We start from the raw sequence: 13,208 nt of genomic DNA, 5'->3' as shown, positions 1-13,208 counted from the left end.
TTTTTGAAAAGCAAATGAAAGGAATTTAGAATTTAGAATGAAGAATTTAAAATTTAAAATGAAGAATTTAAAATTGGGAATAGATGTCTGGCTGGGCGATGTCGAAGCCTATAATTGGGTGCTGAGCTCGGGCAATTCATAAAACAGAGGCAATCGCAGCAGGCAATCTGAATAGCGATCTGAATTGGGTAATTCACGCCGGTATTGATCAGGAAAGTGCTTTTGGGCAAATGCTGAACGATGAAGACTTTGGTAGTGAAATACCGCCAGGATTCCATGTTCTTTTAAGTTTTTGGCATATTCCGTGCGACTGTCCAAGTCTGGGAACAAAAGGTAAAAGAGGTGGGCATTTGCAATGAATTTAAAATTTTGAAATTTAAAATTAAAAATGGGAACCTCGCCTTCATTTTTCATTTGCTTACAATAAGATGCGTTAAGCAATTTAATCTTGGCAGAGTCTTCATTGAAAAGTGCATAATAGTCTTCCCAGATCGATTTTCTTCGTGTCTGTATTTGATCAAGGTTCTCCAACTGCGCCCAAAGGAATGCAGCGGTAACTTCGGAAGGCAAAAAGGAGCTTCCTAAGTCCACCCAACCATACTTATCCACTTCACCACGGAAGAATGCTGCTCTGTCAGTTCCTTTTTCCCAGATAATCTCTGCTCTTTTGATCAGCTCAGGATCATTGATCATGAGCATCCCTCCTTCTCCACATTGGATGTTTTTGGTTTCGTGGAAGCTCATAGTTCCCAGATGCCCTATACTTCCCAGAGCTTTTCCTTTGTAATAGCTGTCAATTGCCTGCGCAGCATCTTCTATCACAAAAAGTCCATGTCGATTGGCAATATCCATTATCACATCCATCTCACAGGCCTGTCCAGCGTAGTGAACGACCACAATTGCTTTGGTTTTGGGAGTGATCAGTTCTTCGATCAGACGCTCGTCCATGTTGGGATGATCTGCCTTACTATCCACAAAAACAACCTTGGCGCCTCGCAATACAAAGGCATTGGCGGTAGAGACGAAGGTATAGCTAGGCATGATGACCTCGTCTCCTGACTTGATGTTAAAGAGCAAAGCTGCCATCTCCAGCGCATCGGTGCAGCTCGTGGTGAGCAGGCATTTTTGAAAACCATAGCGCACCTCAAAGAATCGTTGGCACCGATTTGAAAACTCTCCGTTACCAGAGATTTTACCCAGGCTTACTGCTTCCTCGATGTATTGGAGTTCCTTGCCTGTGAGGTAGGGTTTGTTGAAGGGGATTTTCAATTTTTAGATGTTGGTGCTAGAAAATTTAAAATGAAAGAGTTTGAAATTTAAAATGAAAGAGTTTAAAATTGAAAATGAAAGAGTTTAAAATTGAAAATTGAAAATGAAAGAGTTCAAAATTTATAATCTGTATATACGCTATTCTGCCAGGAAGCGAATTCTCTTTGGTCAATGGGTTGGAAGACCGATGACCGAAGACCGGAGTAAACCAGAATTCAAGGTGTTTTTGGATTTTTGATCCTATAAATTTTCTACTGGCAAGATTCCGTATAATCACATTGAAAATTTATAATGAAGGAATTTATAATGAAGAGTCCACTCCGAAAAGGGAATTTGACTAAAATAAGTGACCTTAAAAGCAATTAGGAGAGGTTATTTTCTCCAAAAACTAGTTATAGGAGTGGACTCAATGAAGGAATTGTCAATGATCATGGGTTGAGCGGAGGACTTCTTCTGCCAAGCTACTTCGCAATTGTGAGTTGGAAGTAAATTTAAAATGGGTTGTTATCATAGCCTGTAGCAATCTATCAAACAAAACCTTCGAGGTTAATCTATTTGATTGCCAGCCCAATAATGATACACATATACTTTTTCCACTAGCTGGTATCCCAAAGACTCATAAAGTCTGCAGGCGGGAAAATTGCCTTCTTGTGTCACCACAGTAATTTGATCACTTCCCCTAATAGCGGCGTAAGCTTCGGCTGCTTTCATCAACTTCTTACCCCAACCTTTCCCTTGACTGTCTTTGTCCACAGCGATCAATCCTATGCTGGCTGATTTTTCCTCCATGCTAAAGGACACCATCCCTCGTAACTCTGGCACCTCTAGAATAGCGTTTGATTCCCAAGCCTTTTTGACCCAGATTTCATATAGTTTCTGAAATTCATTTTGCCTCAACCGGGTGTCTGACTTGAATCTGGAATAGACTCCACTTTCAAAAGCCAGCTTAAGCAATTGCTCGTTCATCTCTCCCGTATATGTCCTGATATCCGAAGATGTCTCAATAGGATTTGAAATTGCTTTGCTATAAGTGACTTTAGTATCTACTAACTGAATGGAGGAATCAGAAATTTCCAGAGGACTCTCGGAGAAGATATAGACCAACTGGTGATCATCTGTCTGGGCTAAGAAGACTCTTTCGTCCCAATCTCCGACTATTTGGGTTTTCCCTACGGGGTATCCGAATAGGTTGGAGTCGAAGTTTAATGACTTGATAGAGTAGATGGGTTAGAATTTAAAATTTAAAATGAAAAGAATTTGAAATGAAAAGAATTTAAAATGTAAAATTCAAAATGTAGAATTTAAAATAATAAAAAGCCAGTTTTTAGTTCTTGAATCTGAATACTGGAGAATGAAGACTGTGTTACTGTTTACTGAATACTTTCCTTCCCTATCCTTTTCTCTACAATATAAATCGGGCGCTGCTTCACTCCTTCAAAGGTTTTACCGACATAAAGGCCTACCATTCCGAGAGTTACCAGCAGGAAACCTGTCAGCATCCAAAGAGAGATAATCAAACTGGCATAACCGGCCACGATAATGTCTCCATGCAGGTACTTGTATAAGGTGTAAAGCGCAAACAAAAAGCCAGTAAGTGCTACTAAAAAACCTAGTTTAACCACAAGCCGAATGGGTTTATCGGAATAGGCAAGCATGATATCCAGGGCAAGATTAAAGAGGCGTTTGAAATTATAATTGCTTTTGCCCTCTTGCCTTTGAGCGTGCACTACGTCTAGGGTAGTCTGCCGGAATCCCACCCATTTCACCATGGTGGGGAAATAGCGTATGCTTTCGCGCATGCCTACTATCTCCTGTATGACTTTGCGATGATATATCCCAAAGTTGGCAATGCTCTCGTCCTGTTTGGAACCGGTAAGCCAGGCTAGGGTTCTGTAGAAAAGTTTGGAAGAGAGTCTTTTGAAAAGACCATCCTGTCGATTGGCCCTTCTGGCCAGTACCACGTCGAACCCCTGTTTAGCTTTAGCCAATAAGTTTGGAATCTCTTCCGGTCTATCCTGTAAATCACAGTCCATCACCACAACCCACTCCCCTTTTGCAGCATCCAATCCGGCTGTAATGGCATAGTGTTGACCAAAATTACGGCTGAGTTTGATCCCTGTGATTTCTGGGTGAACGCTGGAAAGTCTTTCGATTTCCAGCCAGGAAGTGTCTGGGCTATAATCATCTACCAGAATGATTTCAAAATCTTCAACGGGCATAGCAGCCTTGATTCTAGCAATGAGTTCGGCTAAGATATTTTCAGTACGATAGACTGGGGAAACGATGGAAATAAATGGAGTTTTGATCGGAGGAATTTAAAATGAAGGGAATTTAAAATTTAGAATGAAGGAAATGGGGAATTTAAAATTAAGGGAATTTAAAATTTAGAATGATGGGAATGGGGAATTTAAAATTAAGGGAATTTAAAATTTAGAATTAAGGGAATGGGGAATTTAAAATTAAGGGAATTTAAAATTTAGAATGGAAGGAATGGGGAATTTAAAATGGAAGGAATTTAAAATTTAAAATGATGGGAATGGGGAATTTAGAATTAAGGGAATTTAAAATTTAGAATGATGGGAATGGGAAATTTAAAATGGAAGGAATTTAAAATTTAAAATGATGGGAATGGGGAATTTAAAATTTAGAATTAAGGGAATGGGGAATTTAAAATGGAAGGAATTTAAAATTTAGAATGGAAGAAATTTAAAATTAAGGAATGGAAAATTTAAAATTGGAGGAAATCAAAGTCCATTACGCATGACCAGAGTGCCTGCCTCCCGTAGGGATGGAAGTCGAAGGGTTGGCTATCACTCTGAATGACTGAGACTGAAAACTGATCACTGCAAACTGACCACTGTTGAAACTGCAATCCTATTTGCCATATACCAAAATTCCCTGAATATCGCCGGGGTCGGTATCCATGATGGTTACATCTACTTTCCGTTGGACTTTTTCATAAGTCTTTTCTCTTATAAAGTCCAGGTAATCTCGATCAAGGTCTTTCCCGATGAGTATCATTTGTACTGTTCCAGAATCTATTCCTTTAGCATAGTCTCCCACGATGTAGGCTTTTTCCACCTCTCCCATCCTCCTGACAATTCGTTCCATCAAATCATCTAAGCCTAGGAATTTAGACACCATGTTTTTGATTTCATTGAAAAAGGGATGTTCCTCATTCGCCTTATAAAGTTTGGTTTTGCCTTCTTCTTTTGAGACAAGCAAACCAGCTTCTGCCAAGCGATTCAACTCTACTCTTACAGAATTGGTGGACTCGTCAAACTCCTTTGCGAGTGAGCGCAAATAGCTTGAATTGGCATGGGAAAAGAACTTCAGAAGAAGTTTGATCCGGGTTTTGGAGGTGACTAGGGAGTCGAGCACTTGTTAATTTAAAATGGGGGAGTTAGGAATTTAAAATGGAAAATGGAAAATTTAAAATTTAAAATGGAAAATTTAAAATTTGGATATACGCATTATTGCCAGTAGAAAATATATGATAGAAAATACAAAGTCACATTGAATTCCCGTTTACTCCGGTCTTTGGTCATCGGTCTTCCAACCCATTGACCAAAGAGAATTCGCTTTTCTGCCAGTAATCATTGTTTTCCAAAGGCCTCGACTACGCTCGGCCACAGGATTTGAGTTGCATAGCTGGACACCGAGCAGTTCTGCTGAGCTAGTCGAAGTATGCCGAGGTGCAATGTATTTAATTGAGCTAGTGTTAAAATTGCGGATAATCATTTTTAAAATCATAGTTCCTACCTATCCTACTTTAAATTCTCTCGAGATTTCTTGATAATGGAATTCAGAAGCAAGATGATTTCCTCTATTTCTGATTTCAAAAAAGGTAAGGAATGATGCTCTCCCAGTAATTCCTTTCTATCGAGGAGTGTTAACCAATATCTAGTTTCTCTTGCCTCCTTATTTGAAATGGTGAGTTTTGCAACAAAATCAAGCTTAGAATGTGCTGCCTGCGATTCTTCTACATTAGCTCCGATTGACGTTCCGCATTTCACTAGCTGGTCAGCCAATTTGAAATGTCCCTTTTCTCTTAAATCTAGCTATACAGTTATTATCTCTTGTGCGAACCGGAAAGTTTTGTCTATAATGATATTTGCCATAACTAAAGAATGAAAAATTTAAAATGAATGGAATTTATAATTTAAAATGTAAGGATCTCAATAGCTATCGGAAGAGAATTTAAAATGGGAGAATTAAGAATGTATAGCTCTAGGAAGGTATGATGCAATTTTAAATTAAATAAATTTTCCACTTTAAATCCCCCAAAGCTTCGCCCATTCACTCCCATGGCAGAAACTAGCTTACCGAGTAATTTTATTACTCAGTTAGACAAATTTAAGTGGGCAAATGGATTTTGCAAATGCTAATGTGGAATAACTTAGATACTATTTCTTAAAAAAATTCTTTGGATCATATTGGTTAATACCACTTTGAATAATGAAAAAGAATAAAGTTTTCTAACTCAGTTTTATTTACCAACTGAAAATCGCCGCTTAGAAAATTCATGTATTCAGGGAAATAGAATTCTTCATGAATATCTACTCCCAGCAAGTAGAACTCTTTTGCCTCTGAAAGCTGGGTCAGTCCAATTTTGTGAAGTTTCTCTTTCTGAAAAGGACTTTTTGATATCCAGCCTAGGCTAAGCAATGGCACTGGATTTTCCATTGAATAATTAATACCAAGGTAATTTTCCTTGTATCCTTCTAAAACAAGTAGAGTATTATCCGGGATCTGTCCCGTCAGTGATAAGTATTCATCTTGCATAACCTGTCTTGCATTTGCTTCCTTAAAAAAATTTGTTAGATGATATCCAAAAAGCAAAATTACTAGTGTAGATAAAATCAGGAATAAGGTTTTTCTAAATGACTCCAAGGTTGATTCTAAAACCAAAGGAAATAATAGAGGTAGAAAAAATAGGATGACTACTCTCCCATTGAGGACAAAAAAATGATTGAAAATGAAAAAGAATAATACCCAGGTTCCGAAAAATATCAACGATAGCTTGGAGACTTTAAATTTATAAAAGTAAAGTACAATCAGGATAAAGGAAAAAACAGACTTGAATGCCTCTGCCCGGATCACAGAAATCAATCTTGTAAATGAGCTGAAAAGCTGATCTAAAGAAAAGAATTCAGCATCTAATTTATACTTCAAACCTTCTAGATCCTTAATTGAAATATTTTCATCCTCCATCATCCATTGAGAAAAAAAGAACCAATTTGATTCTCTATCAAGCTTTTCATCCAGTATATGTCTATAGAAAACAGGATGATCTGAAACTGATGCTCGTGCTTTGTTATATTCTAAAAAAACCGAGTACTCAGATTGTTTTTCCCATACAATTTTTGTTCCTACTAGAACCAACAATAAAATGAAAGGAATAAGGAATATTCGTGAATCTTTGAAAAAATATTTTGCTAATCTGAAGCTCCCAAAATAAAAGCCAAAAGCTATCAACATTAAAGCGTATGATTCCCACCGGATCAAAACGGAAAATGTAATAAGGACCAGAGACATCATAAAAATTGCTTTTGACTTCTTTCTGTGCCAGAAATCTAAAAGAAGTAAACCCGAAAATCCAGCAACCCCAGCCACCATTGTAAACTGAAGAAATAGTGCAAAGTGAAGAAAGAGACAAAGGCAGAATAGGGACAGGGTATTTATCCAGAAATAGCCAATTTTGGCTCTATCCAAAGACAGAATTAAGCCCAAATAGCTTAGGTACATCACCAAAAACCAAGTCAATGGGTACCATTTAATATCTGGCGCTAATGTATATAACCTAGAAAAAACCCAAGAAAGAATCGGATGGATAAAGACTGCAAATGATTCTGGTTCCCCCGTGTATGCACCAGACACCAGCCACATCATGATTTCATCATCATTGACTTGGAATCTCCAAGGAAGAAACCAGATGGTAATCAGTGCTCCCAACCCAAGAAATGACCAAAACAACAGGAAAGAATTAGTCTTTATTTTATCCATAAAATCTGCAAATAATTTCCATCGGGAAGCTGGATATACTTCATAGAAAAATCGTTTTTCACAAAGGAAGGTAAGGAATCCAGTGGGTAAAAAAGCAGTAAGTCTGTTTGGTACTCAGAAGTAAAAAAATACTCAGCTTGACTTTTTGTCCAAAAGCCAGGTGATTTCGGAGATGTTTTATTCAAAAGATAAGGGATTCCGGGAATTCTATAAAAAGCCAAGAGTTGCTCCTGATCCTGCACGATTGGCTCAATAACACTTAATAGATCAATCTGCTTTTCAGTGAGCTTAATACGATTTCCATTTCCATAGTCCCATTCCTGTGTAGCTTCCCAAAGCGGCTCTTGCTCAAAAGGATGAATCCACATACCATTTCCCACCAGAAGTAAAGTCGCTAATCCAACTGCTATGCTGGTCAGCATTCTAAATTCTACTTGAATCAAACTAAGAACATACAAGGTGGCAAGTAGCCAAAATACCCAATAATGGATTCCCAATCGAAGCCAATACACATTGCTTCCAAAATGCAGCACAAATGGCAAAACCAAAAGAATCGCCAACAAAAATCGTTGACCTGGAGAGATAGCTGCGAATGGCAATCGTGGGGCAAAATATGAAAGAACTGCTACCGTAAGTAGAAGAATGATATGGTTCCACTCCTGCGTGATGGCTGTGTAATATGCTACACAGCCAAGCATTAGCAGGCCAACTAAGAGAATATAACACTTTAGTTTAGGTTGGAAAGAATAAAATTTGCCGGCAAGCAAAAATGGGATTGAAACATAAGCCAACCAAAAAAAGCCCACAGCCGAGTATTTGAACAATAACAGATACGAATATTCACTGCGATATCCCATCATTCGGCGGGCTTCCAGCAATCGAGAAAGGGCAAAATCACCCACTATCAAATACAAGATCAATTCAATTATTACCATAGGAATAATTAAACCTAGGATGTGTATCAACATGATCTCTTTACCATATACCATCCATACTAAAGTAAGTAAGCCTAGCCCTAAGCAGGAAGTGATTTTGATATAAGCCATGCACGCCAGCACTAAGCCTATAAGGAAGTATTGAAATGTGGTTTTATTCTTAATCGAAATCAAAGTCAACCAAAAACAAGCCAGTACTACACTTAAAGAATTATAAGATAAACTCTGCGGCAAAAATCCATAGCCCGCGAAAATCCCAAGTAAAGAAAAGAAAAAAAGGTTGAGGGATAACTTATTTGCTGCTGTCAAATTTTTCCAAAAGAATGTCAGGGAAATAGCCGCCAGCAAATAGACAAACAAGCGCAGCAAACGCATTCCCACAATCCCAAATTCAATCCCGGTGATCTTATAAAAAAGCTTAAAGAACAAATCGTAATTGAAAATTCCAGCAGCATTTTCTTGAGCAGGATCTGCGAGAAGCATATAGAGCCCTTCATCTGAAATATCAAATCCCCGATTTATCCCTAAGAGAATCACCAAAAGTGAAAAAGCTGTGAATCCTGCTAAAATCTTATTCACGATGAATGCAAATTACTGATTTTCAATTAGCTAATATTTTAATAACAAAATAAAAATAAGTATACCACCGCTTACAATAGTGCTATAATGTGGAAAACTTTCTACCCTATAAACAAAAAAATACCCTGTACAGGGTATTTTTTTCCGAGATGCACTACATACCTTTATGTCAGGGTGATTAAGCAACTTTTCCAACACTACTTTTTCTTAGAAAATATTAAAGGGACTTTTTATCAAATTTTTTAATCCCTTTTTCATTTAAGTTTCTAGACGCTAGACTAAAGTCTCAAGAATCAAGATATTAGAATCAAGATCTAAAATCTGCCAATTTATTTCTATCCTTTCCTACTCGGTTGCTTAAGTGACGCTGACTAAGATCGTTGCATTATTCACTACTCCTCAAGCTGTGCTTCGTTATAGAGGAGTAAAATCTCTTTGAAATTTTAATAAATTTTACGTTCAAGCACGATTTAATCTTACCTCCAGGGTCTTTGCTCTCCACTCTTAATACTTGAAACTTTTTACTTAATACTTTTTACTTGCTACTTAATACTTCAAATCAATAAAACCTTACTTCACAATCAGGATTCGCTTCTTTGAACTTGTCTATTGCCCTGCTGTTCAGTCGAGTATTGAAGCAAGAAAGTTTCTTCAGATTAGGCAATCCCTCAATAGGTCTGAGCGAACGAAGGTTCGTACTTGCGACATCAAGTTCCACAAGATTAATAAGGCCCTCTAATCCTTTCAACGTTTTCAAGTTAGTGCCGGAAATATTTAGGGTTTTTAGATTCAACAGACCTGAAATAGGATCTAAATCTTCGATTCCGGAATTGCTGATATCGAGTTCTTTTAATTTGGATAAACTTCTCAGCGGAGAGAAATCAACCACTGGCACTTGAGATATTTTCAAGTTTTCCAAAAGCTTGAGTTCTTCGATTGGGGCTATATATCCTAGTGGTGCATCATAAATCACCAGTGAACGAAGATTTACAAATGCAGTAAGAGCATGTATATCGTCAATTGGTACACGCTCAAATGTCAGGGAAGACTTTTCGGTCATAGCATGAAGTTGCTCGGTAGTAGGTTCTTCAGGTAGTGTAAATTGCTTTCTTAATATTTCCTTCCAGTTTCCATCCAGAGATTCCCACCAGGAATTCAATTCGTCTATTCTATAAATAATCGTCAAGTTTGACTTTTGAATTATTATCTCAGGGACTTCTTCTGTGAAAATTTCAGAGCCATTGACATTCAAATAGGTCAAGTTTGGAAGACTTAGCACATCTAAAATACTGGAAACTGGACTTCCGGCTAGATCGATTTTCACTAATTCCTCATTTGATTTGATTGGTGAGATATCTTTCACCTGCGAATTTCTTCCTGTGATTTCTGTCAAAGTTTTTACCTCGCTCAGAGAAATTATCTCAGTTACGGGATTATCCGAAAAATCAACTTTCGTGAGTTTTACAAATCTGGTGATTGGATTTAGCGTTTCTATCCCAGCCCCACTCAAATCCAGTTCTTCCAATCCTATAGTACTTGTGAGCGTTTCGACGCTCGGACTATCAGAAGTGATTCTTGGATTTGCTTTCTTCAAACTTGCTTTCCATGCATCAGACAATCCTGCCCACCAGCTTTCTAGGTCTTTCACATGATGAATCAATAAAACCTTCGCATTATTTCTGGTAAAATTATCCGAAGCTACCACAGAAAGCTTGGTCTCATCAGCCAAAACCTTACTCAATTGGGCTTTGCTATTGAGTGCTGAGATATCGGAAACTTCAGTGCCTGTTATGTCCAAAACCTCAAGGTTGTCAAGCCCGGTTAGAGGGCTAAGATCCTGAATATTGGTTTTTGACAAATTCAGATTCTTCAGAGAAGTCAATTCAGACAATTGGCTGAAGTTGACTAGATAATTTTTGCTCAGATCAAGATTTTCCAATTTTGAAAGATCCTTTATATTCTCTGTATTATTAAATCCACTTTGAGCTAAATAAAGGCTCTGCAGACTATCAAATTCATTAAGAACTGCAAAGCTCATAATTGGTGTTTCCTCTACTCGAAGTGATCTTATTGATTTCAGATTAACCAATTCACTAATATCTCTGATATTAGTTTTAGAGATATCAAGGTGCTTTAGACGGTCAGAATATTTGATAAACTGAATATCAGAAGTGGGGGTATTAGAAACATCCAGGTATTCTAAGAAGGTGACGTTGGAAATAGGTCCAAGCTCAGTGATCTGGGTATTACTCAGATTTACATACTTCAGATTCCTCATGGCTTCCATGGGACTTAGGTTCAGCAGCGAATCTGTTCCTGAAATATCCAGAGAATCCACTTCGACAAACTTGTATAATAAATCAACATTGATCGAATCAAACTCACTCACGGCAAAGCGATCTCTGAAGTAATCTTGCCAGTGTGGATCGAGCACTCCCCACCACTCTGTCAATTCTTCATCACGACTTACCTTGGTAGTATATACGCTGGCTATTTTTAATTCTTGGGTTTTACTATCCAAATTAACCTCGACGAAACGGGGTTTGGTATTGTTGACTTTTTCGTTGTTGATGCCAGTGGCAGTAATCGTCCTGTCGAGCGAGGCTGTAAAGTACACATCACCGTTCTCCTTTTGATGAGGCTTTATTTCTCTGATTTTGAATTTGAAGTTGACATCCTTGTAGAAAAACTCAATGTCTTTCAAATAAGCCGTTACATTCTTGTTGGTAACCACTTTTCTGTCCAGTAAAAGATCGTCTTCCACTTGTACTTCTCCATCGCGGAAAATCTTCAAATAGCTTTCGCGGATCACCACGTCTTTATCCCTTGGTTGAGTCTCCGAAGATCCAATGGTATTGAGCAGGTATTCCAAAAAACGAACCTGATCTTCTACTTTAGCTGTATAGTCATCTATTTCAGCTTTGGTATAGCCTTTTATAGTCTGGGCTATTCCGGAGAGGCTCAAACAGCAAAGTAGCATACTTAGATATATGGTCTTAGTTCTGATCATAAATGTATTTCTGGATAGTTTCCTTGTCGCCAGGGTTAAGTTTGACAAGGTTTGAAATCAGCCAACCTGTATTAAAGCCAGGGCGATTAAATTGATTTACTTCAAAGTACCAGCCTTCTATTTGGAAGAAGTGAAATTTAACATCAGTTACAGTCTGGTAACGGAGATTATTTTGTTTCATTTCGTACAAAAACAGGGTCAGGTAATCTGGTTTGAAACTGGTTTCTGTATAAGCTTCTGGCGAATCTGAATCTTGAAATGCTCTTCTGAGATTCATAAAGCCCAACTCATGACTAAGTGGGTGCAGGAAATCCTTTCTATCTCCCACCGGCTTATCAAATAAATTTTTGAATGGGGGAAAGGAAACCTCATCTATGACCCATTCATGCCCAAGTCTTTCGGGTTGAATTTTCAGTATTATGGTGGCAGATTCTTTTTTTCCTTTGTACATAAAATCTGCCTGCACCTCAGCATACCATCCTTCTCGATGGAAATTAAGGTAATGAGGATAATTAGGAGATAGCACAGTATTTATAAACTGTGTTTTCAAATCTGGGCTTATTGAGGAAGTTTGATTGTCAAAAAGTATTTGCAGAAATCCCTTTCTCAGTGAAACACTATGGTAGGCAGTATCACCCGGATAATAGCGCACATTGCCATCAGTCGGAGATTCCTCGGCATTAAATCTTCTGAAGAATTGGTTTAGTTGTTTGGTAGAGGCAGCAAATCTGCCGTCATCTTTAATTGTCCCGGGGCTGCCTATGCCCTGCCCCGAGACAATTGAGATGCTTGCGATGAACATCGCAAAAATAAAGGTAACTATTCTCATGCGGAGGTTTCTGTCACTCTCACGTCACCTAACATGACGTCCCAAAACTCGATAGTTCTACCGGCAATCTGGGTTTGCTTCTTCTCAACGTAAATAGTGATGTCTTTCTTAGTAGTATCTTTGTAAGTCATTCCTGTTTCAATAGAAGTTCCCTCAAAACGTTGGTATACCGTAACTACTCCTACGTATCTTCCATCAGGTTGTCTCTCTAAGTCAGAGATGTACTGGATATCGTACCAGGTGATATTTACTCTATCGTAGTTCAAAGCCATCAAACGCTCAAAATAACGTCTTATTTTGTAGTATGCGATTTCGTTCGTATTGATGCTGGATACACCCATTTCAGCTCCTGGAGAGAAAAGTTCTTCAGCACGGTCCATCACTCGATTAGCCTCGGAGAATTGAGTCTCTTTACTTCCGATGATGCTTACATACTTACTTAAATCTTTTACTTTTTCCAGTGCAAGTGAGTCAATTGCTTGCTTTCTAGCAGGGCTAATTGTTTCTGACTGAGCTAGTACGCTTACTGATGTCGCAAGGAATAAGCCCAGGAAAAGGATCATTTTATTTTTCATGTGTA

General features: G+C 38.1%; 9 protein-coding genes and 1 pseudogene. All 10 read right to left on the bottom strand.

Annotated elements, in window-relative coordinates; all coding sequences use genetic code 11:
* Nucleotides 1-108 precede the first annotated feature (108 nt).
* Nucleotides 109-1,269, bottom strand: coding sequence for a dTDP-4-amino-4,6-dideoxygalactose transaminase (gene rffA / locus BVH04_RS06600; protein WP_086540680.1), 1,161 nt, complete (start codon nucleotides 1,267-1,269; stop codon nucleotides 109-111).
* Nucleotides 1,270-1,815: 546 nt separating this feature from the next.
* Complete coding sequence (locus BVH04_RS06595; protein ID WP_086540679.1) at nucleotides 1,816-2,373, bottom strand: GNAT family N-acetyltransferase; 558 nt, start codon at nucleotides 2,371-2,373, stop codon at nucleotides 1,816-1,818.
* Nucleotides 2,374-2,639: 266 nt separating this feature from the next.
* Complete coding sequence (locus BVH04_RS06590; RefSeq protein WP_317045486.1) at nucleotides 2,640-3,554, bottom strand: glycosyltransferase family 2 protein; 915 nt, start codon at nucleotides 3,552-3,554, stop codon at nucleotides 2,640-2,642.
* A gap of 589 nt (nucleotides 3,555-4,143) precedes the next feature.
* On the bottom strand, nucleotides 4,144-4,650 hold the full coding sequence (locus BVH04_RS06585) for a winged helix-turn-helix domain-containing protein (protein WP_086540677.1): 507 nt from the start codon (nucleotides 4,648-4,650) through the stop codon (nucleotides 4,144-4,146).
* Nucleotides 4,651-5,036: 386 nt separating this feature from the next.
* A pseudogene (locus BVH04_RS06575) lies at nucleotides 5,037-5,309 on the bottom strand (four helix bundle protein); the annotation flags it as partial.
* Between the two features lie 400 nt (nucleotides 5,310-5,709).
* Entirely contained in the window at nucleotides 5,710-7,275 is a 1,566-nt protein-coding gene (locus BVH04_RS06570; RefSeq protein WP_086540674.1) for a hypothetical protein, read from the bottom strand.
* A complete protein-coding gene (locus BVH04_RS06565) occupies nucleotides 7,263-8,789 on the bottom strand; it encodes a hypothetical protein (RefSeq protein WP_086540673.1) in 1,527 nt (508 codons plus the stop codon). Before BVH04_RS06565 ends, BVH04_RS06570 begins: the two co-directional genes overlap by 13 nt.
* Nucleotides 8,790-9,348: 559 nt before the next feature.
* Nucleotides 9,349-11,799, bottom strand: coding sequence for a leucine-rich repeat domain-containing protein (locus BVH04_RS06560; protein ID WP_116116436.1), 2,451 nt, complete (start codon nucleotides 11,797-11,799; stop codon nucleotides 9,349-9,351).
* The gene (locus BVH04_RS06555) at nucleotides 11,786-12,628 is read right to left on the bottom strand and encodes a hypothetical protein (protein WP_086540671.1); all 843 of its coding nucleotides are present in this window, start codon (nucleotides 12,626-12,628) and stop codon (nucleotides 11,786-11,788) included. The genes BVH04_RS06560 and BVH04_RS06555 overlap by 14 nt, the downstream gene beginning before the upstream one ends.
* On the bottom strand, nucleotides 12,625-13,203 hold the full coding sequence (locus tag BVH04_RS06550; protein WP_086540670.1) for a hypothetical protein: 579 nt from the start codon (nucleotides 13,201-13,203) through the stop codon (nucleotides 12,625-12,627). Before BVH04_RS06550 ends, BVH04_RS06555 begins: the two co-directional genes overlap by 4 nt.
* Nucleotides 13,204-13,208 lie beyond the last annotated feature (5 nt).

The sequence above is a fragment of the Algoriphagus antarcticus genome (assembly GCF_002150685.1).
GTDB classification, from domain to species: domain Bacteria; phylum Bacteroidota; class Bacteroidia; order Cytophagales; family Cyclobacteriaceae; genus Algoriphagus; species Algoriphagus antarcticus.
This window is presented reverse-complemented; position numbering and strand designations above follow the sequence as displayed.